The 12,681-nt window shown below is 70.8% G+C and carries 12 protein-coding genes; 3 read left to right on the forward strand and 9 right to left on the reverse strand.

Annotated elements, in window-relative coordinates; all coding sequences use genetic code 11:
• Positions 1-10 precede the first annotated feature (10 nt).
• A complete protein-coding gene (locus tag ACIQ9E_RS05790) occupies positions 11-628 on the reverse strand; it encodes a dTDP-4-dehydrorhamnose 3,5-epimerase family protein (protein WP_403702456.1) in 618 nt (205 codons plus the stop codon).
• Between the two features lie 403 nt (positions 629-1,031).
• On the opposite strand from ACIQ9E_RS05790, the gene ACIQ9E_RS05795 reads away from it, so the two are divergent.
• Positions 1,032-1,892, forward strand: coding sequence for a class I SAM-dependent methyltransferase (locus ACIQ9E_RS05795; protein ID WP_403702458.1), 861 nt, complete (start codon positions 1,032-1,034; stop codon positions 1,890-1,892).
• A gap of 93 nt (positions 1,893-1,985) precedes the next feature.
• Entirely contained in the window at positions 1,986-2,996 is a 1,011-nt protein-coding gene (rfbB, locus tag ACIQ9E_RS05800; RefSeq protein ID WP_403702461.1) for a dTDP-glucose 4,6-dehydratase, read from the forward strand.
• Between the two features lie 49 nt (positions 2,997-3,045).
• On the opposite strand, the gene ACIQ9E_RS05805 is transcribed toward rfbB, so the two are convergent.
• From ACIQ9E_RS05805 to rdmE, 5 genes are all read right to left on the reverse strand, one after another.
• On the reverse strand, positions 3,046-3,855 hold the full coding sequence (locus tag ACIQ9E_RS05805; protein ID WP_403702464.1) for an FkbM family methyltransferase: 810 nt from the start codon (positions 3,853-3,855) through the stop codon (positions 3,046-3,048).
• 75 nt (positions 3,856-3,930) lie between these two features.
• Positions 3,931-5,214, reverse strand: a complete 1,284-nt coding sequence (locus ACIQ9E_RS05810) for an activator-dependent family glycosyltransferase (protein ID WP_403702467.1) — start codon at positions 5,212-5,214, stop codon at positions 3,931-3,933.
• 27 nt (positions 5,215-5,241) lie between these two features.
• Positions 5,242-6,408: a P450-derived glycosyltransferase activator gene (locus ACIQ9E_RS05815; RefSeq protein ID WP_403702469.1), complete on the reverse strand. Its 1,167-nt coding sequence runs from the start codon at positions 6,406-6,408 to the stop codon at positions 5,242-5,244.
• A gap of 23 nt (positions 6,409-6,431) precedes the next feature.
• Positions 6,432-7,226, reverse strand: coding sequence for a phytanoyl-CoA dioxygenase family protein (locus tag ACIQ9E_RS05820; RefSeq protein WP_403702472.1), 795 nt, complete (start codon positions 7,224-7,226; stop codon positions 6,432-6,434).
• A gap of 87 nt (positions 7,227-7,313) precedes the next feature.
• Entirely contained in the window at positions 7,314-8,921 is a 1,608-nt protein-coding gene (gene rdmE, locus ACIQ9E_RS05825) for an aklavinone 12-hydroxylase RdmE (RefSeq protein WP_403702475.1), read from the reverse strand.
• Positions 8,922-9,085: 164 nt separating this feature from the next.
• Here rdmE and ACIQ9E_RS05830 point away from each other — a divergent pair, with 164 nt between their 5' ends.
• Positions 9,086-10,378, forward strand: coding sequence for an activator-dependent family glycosyltransferase (locus tag ACIQ9E_RS05830; RefSeq protein ID WP_403702478.1), 1,293 nt, complete (start codon positions 9,086-9,088; stop codon positions 10,376-10,378).
• A 70-nt stretch (positions 10,379-10,448) separates the two neighbouring features.
• On the opposite strand, the gene ACIQ9E_RS05835 is transcribed toward ACIQ9E_RS05830, so the two are convergent.
• From ACIQ9E_RS05835 to ACIQ9E_RS05845, 3 genes are read right to left on the reverse strand one after another with little or no spacing between them, the layout of a single operon-like run.
• Positions 10,449-10,844, reverse strand: coding sequence for a helix-turn-helix transcriptional regulator (locus ACIQ9E_RS05835; protein ID WP_403702479.1), 396 nt, complete (start codon positions 10,842-10,844; stop codon positions 10,449-10,451).
• Positions 10,837-11,691 carry an ABC transporter permease gene (locus ACIQ9E_RS05840; RefSeq protein ID WP_403702482.1) on the reverse strand — a complete coding sequence of 285 codons (855 nt, stop codon included), beginning with the start codon at positions 11,689-11,691 and terminating at the stop codon, positions 10,837-10,839. Before ACIQ9E_RS05840 ends, ACIQ9E_RS05835 begins: the two co-directional genes overlap by 8 nt.
• The gene (locus tag ACIQ9E_RS05845; protein WP_403702926.1) at positions 11,688-12,572 is read right to left on the reverse strand and encodes an ABC transporter ATP-binding protein; all 885 of its coding nucleotides are present in this window, start codon (positions 12,570-12,572) and stop codon (positions 11,688-11,690) included. The genes ACIQ9E_RS05840 and ACIQ9E_RS05845 overlap by 4 nt, the downstream gene beginning before the upstream one ends.
• Between the last annotated feature and the right edge of the window lie 109 nt (positions 12,573-12,681).

Genomic DNA, 12,681 nt, shown 5'->3' on the forward strand with positions numbered 1-12,681 from the left:
CGCGATGGACTCAGGCGGGCCGCAGCGCGCGGTCGATCGCCAGACACTCCGCGTAGTCGGGCAGCAGTCCGTCCGAGGCCGCCTTCTCCAGCGTGGGCGCGGCCAGATCGCGCTCGGACAGGATCGGCTCGATATCACCGGGGATGGGCAGGGCCAGCTCCGGGTCGAGGATCGACAGCGCCAGCTCGTGCTCCGGCACATACTCCCCGGAGAGCAGATAGGAGACCACGGTGTCGTCCTCCAGCGCGACGAATCCGTGGGCCACGCCGACCGGGAAGTACACGGCGCGAAACGCCTCGGTGTCCAGGAGCACGGCATCCCAGCGGCCGAAGGTCGGCGATCCCACCCGGATGTCCACCGCGATATCGAGCGTCTTTCCCCGCGCGCAGTACACGTACTTGCCGCAGCCGGGCGGGGTCAGCGTGTAGTGCAGTCCGCGGACCACACCCCGCTGGGACCGGCTGTGATTGGTCTGGGCAACGCGGAAGAGTTTGTTCCCGGTGGCACCCGAGAACGCCGACTCCTGGTAGGGCGACAGAAAGATGCCACGCTCGTCATCGAACACCCGCGGGGTGAATTCGATTGCACCCTCGACGGACAGTTCCCGCGACTGCATGGTGGAAGCCATAACAGACTCCGATTCAAAGCCGTATGTTGTCGGTCTGCGATCCGTGTGCACCTGGTCCCGTGTCCGGCATGCCAGGATTCGGTGTTCTCCACCGGGCCCGTGGGCTGCTGACGATGATGGTCCGGACGTCTCGTACCCGCCTCAACGACCGCTGGACGGCGGCGGCGCCATACCGGGGTCCCGGCCCGCCGGAGAACCGGACGGGGGCCTTCCCGGACCTGTCGGGCGAGCCCGGAACTCCGGCCGATTTCATCCAGTGGCGCTCCATCCGGTGTCGAGCGCATTCGCAGGACACCGGCGGACGATGGTGGCCCGTACACACCATTCCGTTGCCAACGCGGCGACGGAGACGCAATCGTCTCGCCACCCTTTCGCCATCCGCCGGAATTTCCTGGGAGCGCACGTGGACAAGACAACGTACAAGGCCCATGTCGCGGCGGCCTTCGACCGGGCCGCCGGATCCTACGACCGGCTGGGGGTCACCTTTTTCACCCCCATGGGGAGACGCCTGGTCGAACGGGCGGACCCGAAACCCGGGGACCGGGTCCTCGACGTCGGCTGCGGCCGGGGGGCGTGCCTGTTCCACGCGGCGTCCCTCGTCGGCGGTTCCGGCCGTGTTCTCGGTATCGACATCGCACCGGCCATGATCGAGGAAGCCCGCGCGGAAGCGGCGGCCGACGGCGTCGGCAATGTCGAACTGCGGGTGATGGACGGGGAGTACCCCGAACTGCCGGCCCGCTCCTTCGACATCGTCACCGGCAGTTACAGCCTGATCTTCTTCCCCGACGCCCGGGCCGCCCTGCCGCGCTATGCCGACCTGCTCGCCGACGGCGGGCGCATCGCCTTCACCAGCCCGGTGTTCGACGACGACACCTTCCCCTTCCTCCCGCCGGTCTTCACCGAGCTGATCCCGCGGTCGCTGCTGGAGAACCTGCCTCCGCAGTGGCGGCCCGAGGCGCTCTCGCGCCGCTTCAACAGCTGGCTGGCGAAGGAGGCGGACCTGCGCCAAGCCCTGGAGTCCGCGGGATTCCGGGAGGTGGAGATCGCCGACGAGCCGGTCGACCTCGTCGCACCGTCCGGCGAAGCCTGGGTGGCCTGGTCCCACACCCAGGGCATGCGCCTGCTCTGGGAGCACCTCCCCGACGACGACCGGGAGCGGCTGCGGATCCGGCTCACCGAGGCGCTGGACGGTATGCGCCGGGACGGCGGTCCCTTGTCCATCGAGACGCCGGTGCGCTACGTCACCGCGGTCGTCGACCGTTGACCTGCCGGTACGCCACCGCGGCACCGTGCGCGACGCCGTCCGCGGAGGACCGCCCGGCCTCCCCTGCCCGTACCCGACGAAGGGCCGTCCGTCATGAGGTTGCTGATCACCGGTGGCGCCGGATTCATCGGTTCCCACTATGTACGGAGCCTGCTCACCGGCCGCTACCGCGGCTACGAGGACGCGCGGGTGACCGTCCTGGACAAACTCACCTACGCCGGCACGCTGACCAATCTGCCGGACACCCATCCGCGGCTGACGTTCGTCCGGGGCGATATCTGCGACCGCGAACTGCTGATGGACCTGCTGCCGGGCCATGACGCCGTGGTCCACTTCGCGGCGGAGTCCCATGTCGACCGCTCCATCACCGGCTCCGCCCCCTTCGTCACCACCAATGTCACGGGCACCCACACCCTGCTGGACTGCTGCGTCCGCACCGGGGTGGGCCGGTTCGTGCACATCTCGACGGACGAGGTGTACGGGTCCACCGACGAGGGCGCCTTCTCCGAGCGGTCCCCGCTGGAACCCAACTCGCCCTACGCGGCCTCCAAGGCGGCGAGCGATCTGCTGGTCCGGTCCTTCCACCGCACCCACGGCCTGTGGACCTCGGTCACCCGCTGCGCCAACAACTACGGGCCCCACCAGTTCCCCGAGAAGGTCGTCCCGCTCTTCGTCACCCGCCTGATGGACGGCAGGAACGTTCCGCTGTACGGCGACGGGCTCCATGTACGGGAGTGGCTGCACGTCGACGACCACTGCCGGGCGGTCCAGCTGGTGCTGGAGTCCGGCCGGGCGGGCGCCACGTACAACATCGCCGGCGGGCGGGAGCTGACCAACCGGGACCTGACCCGGATGGTGCTGGACGCGTTCGGCGCCGGCTGGGACCGGGTGGATCATGTCGCGGACCGCAAGGGCCACGACCGCCGGTACGCCCTGAACGCCGAGCTGATCAGGGCGGAGCTGGGCTTCGAACCCCGGATCCCGTTCGAGCGCGGTTTCGCGGAGACGGTCCGGTGGTACCGCGACCACCGCAGTTGGTGGGAGCCGCTCGTCAGCCGTACGGCCGGACCCGCTCCGGCCCAGCCGGCGTCAGGACTCCGCTGAGCCCCGGAAGGGAGGACCGGCCGGTGGCCGGCCCTCCCTTCCCGGCGTGTCAGCCACGCTCCGCGAGCACCAGATGGACGCTTCCGCCGACATAGACCCCCCACTGGGACACGGTGGCCCGGAAGCCGAGACCGGACAGTCGTGAGACGACCCGGCCGAGCCTGCCCTCGATATCGTGGACCTCCAGCAGGACCCGCCGGATCCGGGGCCAGACACCGGGGTCGATACCGTCGAGGACGTCGAGTTCACCGCGTTCCACATCGACCTTGAGCAGGCCCACCCGGTCCACGCCGTGCTCCGCCATGACGGCGGTCAGGGTGGTCACCTCGACCGGGATCCGCTGGGTCACGGCGAAGGTCCGCCGCACGACCTCGCGGGTCTGTACGTCCGCGTCGATGTTGTCGAGGTGTGCTTCGAGATTGCGGGTGTCGTCCTCCGCATCGGCGTACAGGGTCGACGCCGAAGCGACATACGGCCGGTAGATCAGCTCCGACTTCCCGGGTACGGCTCCGAGCGCCTGCCGGTGGGCGCTCGCCCCCGGCAGATGGCGGGCGAGGTTCTCCTCCAGGCAGGCGTACGCCTTGGGCGCGGGCTCGAAGGCCATCAGACGGCGTTCGGGCGCGAGCCGGGCGAAGAGCAAAGACGCCAGCCCGATATGCGCGCCGACGTCGATGACGGTCTCGCCGGCGCCGATGCCCTCGGCGGCCCGTCGGTAGGGTTCGGCGCTGCTGATCTCCTCCCAGAGGGTGTGTGCTTCGGCTTCCTGCACCGCAGACACCACACGGCCGTCGGGCAGTTCGCACCGGGCGACGGGGAGGTCGGTGGGCAGTTCGTCCGGGAGATCCCACTGATTCGACATGCCGACGACGCTCCCGCACCGGTCTCGAAGAGCGCACGAGGAGCACTGGTCCACCGCGGCCCGCCGGTGCGCACGTCAGCTGCTGTGCCGGTGCTCCGCGGTCAGCTTCTCCAGGACCGGCACCACGTCGTTGGGGGTCGGCATGGCCCGGATCTCCCGGCGGAGTTCCCCGGCCCGCTCGGTGTACGAGGGCTCGTCGAGCAGCCGGAGGATCTTCTCCCGCAGCACCTCGGCGGTCAGATCACGGGCGGAGACGGCCAGGGTGGTGCCCGACTTCTCGTACTCCTCCCCCATGTCCTCGCTGACCCATTCGTAGCCGACGATGACGACCTGGGGCACCCCGTGCAGATCCGCGGTCGCCTTCGTCTGGTAGCCGGCGTGGTGGACGATCACCGAGCACGACGGGGCCAGCTCGTTCAGCGGGACGAAGTCGGTGGTGCGGATGTTGTCCGGCAGTTCGGGCAGGGCCTCGCGCTGCGCCGGGTCGAGGGCGGCGATGATCTCGACGTCCAGTCCCGCCAGACTGCGGAAGAGGGCGGCGAGGGTGTCGCCCAGCCGGAACCGCTCGGACTCCTCGCTGGTGATGGACGTGCCGAGGGTGACGCACACCCGGCGGCGCGCCACCGGTTCGTAGAGCCACTTCGGCACCACACAGCGTCCGTTGTACGGAACGTAGCGCATCGGCACCGTGGGCAGGTCCAGCTCCTGGCGGAGGCTGCCGGGCCGGGTGTCGACGACCCACTGGCCCGTCAGCATCGTCTCGTCGAACCGGCGCTCGCTGCCCAGGCGTTCCAGGGTCCAGTCGATCCATTCGGCCGTCGGATCCTCGCGCAGCGGCTCCGGCTGCCGGTCGCGGTGGCGTACGAAGTGACCGCGGGTGCTCATCTGGAGGGCCAGCTCGGGGCCGGACACCAGACGGGCGTGGGCCGCGCCGACCGCGGTGGCGGTGATCGCCCCGGCGATGGAGAAGCTCTCCCAGATCACCAGGTCCGGCTGCCAGCTGCGGGCCGTCTCCACGAGCTGGTCGATCTGCGCGTCGTTGTTGAGCGGCTGGTAGAGCGCGGGGACCACCATGTTCTCGTAGGCGAGATGGTCCTCCCAGGTCGCCTGGGAGGGGTCCTGTTTGCTGGTGCCGATCTCGTTGAAGAGGGAGATCGCCTCCTTCTGGAAGTCGTCGAGCTGCTCCCACAGGGTCGGCGATTCGACGGGCACCGCGGTCAGGCCGGTGTGGGTGACGGTGTCGACGAGCTGTGCGTTGCAGGCCGCCTGCACCTCGTGGCCCGCGGTGCGCAGGGCCCAGGCCAACGGAACCATCTGGTGGAAGTGATTGCCCTCGATGGAGGTGAACAGGACTCGCATCGCCGGATTCCTCTCTGTCGGTACCGGTCAGCCGGTGGTCAGCGGGCAGCTGAGCAGGTGCCGGGTCACCGGCGAGCGGCGGCTGCGCAGCGGCGGACCGGCCCGGCGCACCCGCGGGCCCGCGGCCACCAGGGCACGGACGACGGCTTCGGCCAGGGCGCGGGCGAACGGCAGGGTGACCCGGTGGTACAGGCCGGGAACGAGCACCGGGGCCGCCCGGCCGGTGACGAACCGGCCGGGGTCGGTGAAGACCCCGGGGTCGCGGTTCGCGGCCCCGATCAGCACCACCACCTGCTCGCCCGCCGCGATCCGCGCTCCGGCGAACTCCGCGCCGGCGCGGGCGACCGCCGGATGGAGCTGCACCGGGGAGTCGTACCGCAGGGTCTCGGTCACGACCAGGGCCGCGTGTCCGGGGTCGTCGGCCACCTGCGACCACTGCTCGGGGTGGTCCACCACCGCCAGTACGGAGCTTCCGACGAGCCGTGCCGCGGTCCGTACCCCCGCGGTGGCCAGCGGCAGCGCCGTCTCCCCCAGCCCGGTGCCGTCCGGTTGGCGGGGTGCCGCCGCGAGGAGCGTCCGCAGCCGGCCGACGGCGGTCAGGGTGCGCCGGGCGGTCTCCAGCCGCTGCGCGCACAGCAGACCGTCGAGGACGGTACCGGCGGCGGCGCAGGCCTCGGCGAACTCCGGGCGGTGCGCCGCGGGCAGCCCGAGGGTCCCGGCCAGCAGGTCCACGGGGACGCGTGCCGCGAGACCGGTGACGAGGTCGAAGTCCCCGGCCAGGCCGTCGACGGCCCGTTCGCACACGGCGGTGACCTCGGCGGGGGTGAAAGCGGCCGCCGCCGACCGGTGCAGCCGCTCGTAGTGGGCGGGGTCGCCGTCCAGTCCCGTACCGTCCACCGGTGTCCGGCCGGTCCCACCGGCCACCGGTCCGTGCGGCCACGCCTCGCCCAGCAGCCGGGTGGCGAGTGCGTGGTCCGCCGTCACCCAGGTACCCGTGGCGCTCCGCCACAGCGGGCCGAGGGCGCGGATCCGTTCGTAGGCCGGGTGCGGGTCCTCGGCGTGGCCGCGGAGCACATCGGCGTACGGATCGCCCTTCATATGGTGCAGCCACACCTCCCCGTGCGCCCGCTGCAGTCGTCTGCCCGGTTCGCCGGTCGCCACGGGGCTCCGGGTGGGGTTGCGTATCTCTTGCATGCGCTCACCTCCTTGCGGTCTGCCTAGACGAGCGGGAACTTCTCGTTGTTGAGGGGATCGCCGGGCGTCATATGGGAGATATGGGCGTCCTCGGTCCCGGGCCGGTAGGTGGCTTCGGCGTCCATGTAGACGATGCCGTGGCCCATCCGGGGGACGTCGGTCAGGTTCGGCCCGGCCATATGCACGGTGCGGCAGTGGTGGAAGGCGACGTCACCGGCCTTCAGCGGGACGGTGACCCGGGGGCGGCTGCTGTAGTCGGGCCAGATGTCCTCGATGGCCCGGTACTCCGCGAAGCTGGTCATATGGGTCTGCCGGTGCTCCGCGTCGCGCAGATGGGAACCGGGCACATAGCTGAGGCAGCCCTGTTCGACGGTGACGTCGACCAGCGCGACCCAGGCGGTGAGGGTCCTGTCCAGACCGTCGAGCGGCAGACCGGCCTCGTCGTCGTGCACGAGGGTGGGCAGCGTGTTCAGGTCCTTCCGGCCCGGCTTGAGCAGGATGTCGGTGCTGTACAGACGCAGGGGGGCGCCCGCGAGGCGGGTGGCGATCCCGGTGATCGCCGGGTGCAGCGCGAGATCGCGGAGCGCCTCGTGCTTGAGCCACGCCTGGGCGACGAAGTGCACCTGCACCTCGTCGGCGCCCGCGCCCCAGATCTCCGGGCCGTGCCGGCCGATCAGTTCCTCGGAGGCCTTCCTGAACCGCTCCGTCTCGGCCGGGGAGAGGACTTGCGGAATCCGGACGAAACCGTTCTCCCGGTAGTGGCGGTGGGCCTCGTCGGTGAGGACGTCGGCCGTGGTCGGGCCGGTGCTGGCCGTCATGGCGGATTCACTCTCCTTCGTCGCGGTGGTACGGACTGCTGCATATCGGGGCGGGGGGCCGGGAGGGCCGGGCCGCCGGGGTGGTGGTCAGCGGGACAGCACCCGGGCCAGGGCCTCGTAGAGGGCCCCGGCGGGGTCGTCGGGGCGGGTCGCGGTGCGCCAGGCGACGATGCCGTCCGGGCGGATCAGGCTGGCGCCCGCGGTGCCGATGCCGAACCGCCCGGCCAGATCGCCGTCGAGGTCGTCGAGATCGCCGGCCAGACCGTGGACCGTGAGGGGGACGCCGAGTTCCTTCGCCGCGCTGCGGCTCCACCCGGTCCAGCCGGCGCCGTCCTCGCCGGTGATCAGCAGCCAGCCGGAGCCGAAGAGGTCCACGGTGGAGATGCGTTCACCCGCCCGCCGTACCCAGACGTGCGGCATCCGGAATCCGGGCCGTCCGGTGGGCCGGGCCGGGGACTCGACCCGGGGGGTGTCCTGGTCGTCGATGACGACGGCGTCCGAGCGGTAGCGGAAGCCGAGTACCACCTCGGCATAGCCGGAGGGCCCCGCCATCCGGTCTTTCAGATGGGGGGCCAGCCGGGAGGCGTACAGATGCATGGACTCGTCCATCACGAGCTGGGCCACGAGCCTGCGCTCCGGCTCGTAGCTGTCCAGCAGCCCCGGTCCGGCCCGGCCGGACAGCACCTCGGAGAGCTTCCAGGCCAGGTCGAAGCCGTCGCCGATGGCGGTGTTGCCGCCGAGTCCGCCGGTGGGCGGCACGACCTTGGCGGAGTCGCCCACCAGGAACACCCGGCCGGAGCGCCACCGTTCGGCGATCCGGGCCGCCATGTCCCAGCGCTGGATGTCCAGCACCTCGGGTTCCAGGCCGGGCGCGTCCAGGCCGATGCGGATCAGTTCGACGCAGCGGTCGTGGGTGAAATCGTCCGCGGATTCGCCGCGTTCGGGGTCGTACTCGACCAGGAAGGTATGCCGTTCGGGGCGGTCGCTGCCGATGAAGATCCCGCTGAAGTGGGGGTTGCGCAGGTAGTACAGCCCGGAGGCGTCGGCGGGCAGGACCGCCGACAGATCGGCCTCGAAGATCATGCCGACGACGTGGGAGAGGGAGCCATGGCCGTGGCGGGCGATGCCGAGGCCCTCCCTGATGGGGCTGCGGTCGCCGTCGGCGGCGACGAGATACCGCGCCCGTACGGTGGTCTCCGCGCCGCTCTCCCGGTCGCTCAGCACCGCCGTGACACCGTGCTCGTCCTGTTCCCAGCCGATGAGCGCGGTGCCGAACCGGACCTGGGCGCCGTCCTTCAGCGCCCGGTCCCGCATCAGCGGCTCCAGCTGGTCCTGCCAGGCCAGTGCCCACGGCATCGGGGAACAGGGCGCGGTACTGGCGACCAGATGCTCGAAGCCCTCCTCGAAGGAGCCCAGCACCTCGCCGCGTACGGTCTCGGCGACCCGGGTCGTGAAATGGCCCTTGGCGCCGCGGTGGTCGGTGACCTCCTGCACCTGCTCGGCGATCCCGGCGAGCCGCAGCAGCTCCATGGTGCGCGGATTCTGGCCGATGGCCCTGGGGTGGATCGACGTCGTCGGATGCTTCTCGGCCATCAGGACCCGCACCCCGAGCCGGGCGAGGAACATCGTCGTCGAGAGTCCGCCCAGGCCCGCACCCACAACCAGGACATCGACCTCCGTACCGGCTTCCGCCATTGCCGTCCTCCCCGCTTCGGTCCGGCACCCGTCCGGCCGGTACCCGAAGGCCGAGACTCACCGGTGGGCTTAGAAGTCCGCTGGAGGACCCGTGGCGGGGGCTCGTCCGAGGCTGCGGGATTCTTCGAGCGCGGCGCGACGGCGCACGGGCAGGGTGAGGTCCCATGCGAGTGCTGTTCACGCCGTTCCCGGCGAGCACCCACGTCCACACCCAGGTACCGCTGGCGTGGGCGATGCGGGCCGCGGGACACGAGGTCCGTGTCGCCACCCGGCCGGACGTCGTCGAGGACATCAACAACGCCGGTCTGACCGCGGTCACCGTCGGCGAGGTCCTGGACGTTCCGGCCACGATGAACCCGGAGTACACCGACGAACCCGACGAGATCCGTGACGAAGCCTGGCTGGACGTCCTCGACATCAGCGAGACCCGGCCGGAGAAACTGACCTACTCCTATGTCCACGGCGTGCTCACCGCGTGGACCTCGTTCGTCTACCAGAACACCCTGCCGGACGACACCACGGAGGAGCTGATCGACTTCGCCCGTGCCTGGCGGCCGGATCTGGTGGTGTGGGACACCATGTACTACCCCGGCGCGCTCGCGGCGCGGATCAGCGGCGCGGCCCATGCCCGGCTGATGTTCGGCCTGGACCTGGTCGGGCTGATGCGCCGGCACTACCTCGGCGGACTGGCCGGGCTGCCGCCCGCGCTGCGGGAGGATCCGCTGGAGGAGTGGATGAGCCGGATCCTGCGGCGGCACGGCCGGGAGTTCACCGAGGATCTGGTCGTGGGCCAGTGGACCATCGACCCCGTCCCGCCGTCGCTGCAACTGCCCGTGGACCTGCCGTCCGTACCGGTGCGCTATGTGCCGTACAACGGGGAGGCGACGGTCCCCGGCTGGCTGCGGGAGCCCCCGCGCAGGCCCCGGGTCTGTCTGACCCTCGGCAGGTCGTTCCGCGAGGTGGTCGGGGCGGACCGGACGTCCGTGGGCGATCTGCTGGCCGCCGTGGCGGAACTCGACGTGGAGGTGGTCGCCACCTTCACCGCGGATCAGCTCGAACCGGGCCGGCGCGTGCCGGACAATGTGCGGGTCGTCGACTTCGCCCCGCTGGACGCCCTGCTGCCCACCAGTGCGGCGATCGTCCACCACGGCGGTTCGGGGACCCTGATGACGGCCCTGGCGCACGGTGTCCCGCAGGTGATGGTGCCGTCCAAGATGTGGTGCAACGTGCCCAAGGCGGAGCGGGTACGGGACGCGGGCGCGGGGCTCTGCATCGATCCGGAGGGGCTGACACCGGAAGGGCTGCGGGCCGCGCTGCTGAGGGTGCTGGAGGAACCGTCCTTCCGCGCGGGCGCGGAGCGGCTGCGCCGGGAGGTCGTCGGCACCCCGGCGCCCGCCGATATCGTCCCGGTGCTGGAGCGGCTCACTGCCGAACACCGGGCGGGGGGCGCCGGATGAAGGTGCCGCGGCGGTGCCGGCCTCGGCGTCGGCACCGCCGCGGCACGTTCACCGGGGGGCGCGGTGCTCCCTATCCGGAGGGCGTGGTGCTCCCTATCCGGGGGAACGGGGCGGTCGAGAAGATGACCTCGACCGGGACCTCGAAGTACTCCGCGATCCGCAGGGCGAGGAACAGGCTGGGGCTGTACTCGCCGCGCTCCAGATAGCCCACCGTCTGGTAGTGCACCCCGAGGGCCTCGGCGAGCTGCCTGCGGGTGATGGCGCGCTCCACCCGCAGCACGGCGATACGGTTGTGCACCGTCTCCGTCCCGCCGCCGCCCCGGGCACGCCCCTGCTCGCCGGCCGCCCGCCAGCCCGCGGCGGGCTTGCCGCCACCGGACCGGGTGTCCGGCGTCCCGGTCGGCGGCTCCGGCGCGTCGCCACTCCGCGCCGTACTGGTCTTCCTGCCGGATGCCCTGTCACCCAACGCGCTTCAATGCCTCCTGTTGCCGTGCCTCGACCTTCGATCCCGTCTCGCCGCGCGCCGTACGACTGAGGATCTTCGGCGCGATCAGCAAGGCGACGACGGCCCAGACGAGCAGTACGACCGCGGTCATGGGCCTGCGCCAGGAGTCGCCCAGCTCGACGGCGACCGCCGACTCCGGCAGCAGCGCGGCCCGGGTGCCCAGTCCGACCCAGTACACGGGGAAGAGCTGCGAAACACCCTGGAGCCAGCCGACCAGCGAGGTGATCGGGTAGAAAATACCCGAGATCGCCAGCAGGCCCATCGTCGGGAAGATACCCCAGGTGTTGGCGCCGCGCGGATTCTTCACCATCGCCCCGACGATCAGGCCGATCGGCAGGGTGGCGAGGAGACCGAGGCCCAGCACCCAGAGCAGGTTCAGCCAGTTGCCGAGGTCGTCGGTCACCAGATCGTCGAAGAGGAACACGCTGGGGATCAGGATGATCAGCAGGGTGAGCAGGGTGCTCAGTGCGATCCCCAGCACCCGGCCCGCGATATAGCCGATGAGTCCCTGCGGTACGGTCCTGGCCCGCAGCAGTGTGCCGTCCTCCCGTTCGGCCGCCAGCGCGAACGCGGCACCGCCCAGGGCCTGGAAGGCCAGCAGCCCGCCGATCATGCTCGGCATGGAGAGCGTCGCCAGCGAGAGGTCGGTACCGTCCACGGTCTTGTTCCGCATGAAGAACAGCACACCGAGGAAGACGCCTCCGAGGAACAGGTAGTAGGCGATATCGCCGGGGCTGGTCACCGACTGCCGGAATTCGGTCCAGCCGCGGCGCAGGCCCAGCCGTACGGCGTACACGGTGAGACTCACTGGCCGGCCTCCCGGAATGCGGCGATCGCCTCTTCGGACCGGCCCGCTTCGTACTGCCGGACCATGGTCATGTACGTGTCCTCCAGGCTGGCGCGGCGGACCTCCAGATCGCGCACCCGGTCCCCGTGCTGTTTGAACAGCTCGTGGACGAAGGTGCTGGCGTCGGGGGTGGCGTGGACGAAGTGTTCGCCGTCCACGGCCCAGCGCACCTCGGCCTTGCCCGAGGCCTGCCGGGCGAGCTGGTCCGCGCTGCCGTCGGCGACGATCTGCCCGCCGGCCAGGATCAGAATGCGGCCGGAGAGCTTCTCGGCCTCGTCGAGGTCGTGCGTCGTGAGCACGATCGTGGTGTCCTCCAGATCGGAGAGCCGGTGCACCACATCGTGGAAGTCACGGCGGGCCTTGGGGTCGAACCCCACCGTGGGCTCGTCCAGGAAGAGCAGTTCCGGACGGCCGACGATGCCGATCGCGACATCGAGGCGGCGGCGCTGCCCACCGGAGAGACTCGCGATCTTCTGGTCCGCCTGCTCCTCCAGGCTCACCATCGCAAGCAGTTCGTCCACATTCCTCGGGCGGGGCCGGTCGGCGGTGGAGTAGGGCCGGTAGAAATCGCCGAGCTGCGCCAGCAACTCCCGGACCTGCCACTTCCCGTGGTCGCGCCAGGACTGGAGCACGATGCCGAGCCGGGCGCGCCAGCGTTCGTCGCCCTTGCTGGGGTCCACGCCGAGCACGCTGACCTCACCGGCCGACCGGGCGCGGAACCCTTCCATGATCTCGATGGTGGTGGTCTTCCCGGCTCCGTTCGGCCCGAGCAGTGCGACGACCTCACCCCGGCGGACGCTGAAGTCGACTCCTTTCAGCACGTCCTTGGACCCGTACCGCATCCGCAGTCCGCTGATGTCGATCACCCGCTCGCCCGGCGAGCCGCCGGGTAATCCCCCGGTGCGACTCAACTCGTGCAGATCGTTTGTCCCAGCCATAGGCCGTCTACCT

This window comes from Streptomyces sp. NPDC094448, from assembly GCF_044763775.1.
GTDB lineage: Bacteria > Actinomycetota > Actinomycetes > Streptomycetales > Streptomycetaceae > Streptomyces.

Excerpts from the sequence above, each read along its gene's own strand:
- ACIQ9E_RS05790 (WP_403702456.1), bottom strand. The coding sequence starts at position 628 with ATGGCTTCCACCATGCAGTCGCGGGAACTGTCCGTCGAGGGTGCAATC.
- rfbB (WP_403702461.1), top strand. The coding sequence starts at position 1,986 with ATGAGGTTGCTGATCACCGGTGGCGCCGGATTCATCGGTTCCCACTAT.
- ACIQ9E_RS05805 (WP_403702464.1), bottom strand. The coding sequence starts at position 3,855 with ATGTCGAATCAGTGGGATCTCCCGGACGAACTGCCCACCGACCTCCCC.
- ACIQ9E_RS05810 (WP_403702467.1), bottom strand. The coding sequence starts at position 5,214 with ATGCGAGTCCTGTTCACCTCCATCGAGGGCAATCACTTCCACCAGATG.
- ACIQ9E_RS05815 (WP_403702469.1), bottom strand. The coding sequence starts at position 6,408 with ATGCAAGAGATACGCAACCCCACCCGGAGCCCCGTGGCGACCGGCGAA.
- ACIQ9E_RS05820 (WP_403702472.1), bottom strand. The coding sequence starts at position 7,226 with ATGACGGCCAGCACCGGCCCGACCACGGCCGACGTCCTCACCGACGAG.
- rdmE (WP_403702475.1), bottom strand. The coding sequence starts at position 8,921 with ATGGCGGAAGCCGGTACGGAGGTCGATGTCCTGGTTGTGGGTGCGGGC.
- ACIQ9E_RS05830 (WP_403702478.1), top strand. The coding sequence starts at position 9,086 with ATGCGAGTGCTGTTCACGCCGTTCCCGGCGAGCACCCACGTCCACACC.
- ACIQ9E_RS05845 (WP_403702926.1), bottom strand. The coding sequence starts at position 12,572 with ATGCGGTACGGGTCCAAGGACGTGCTGAAAGGAGTCGACTTCAGCGTC.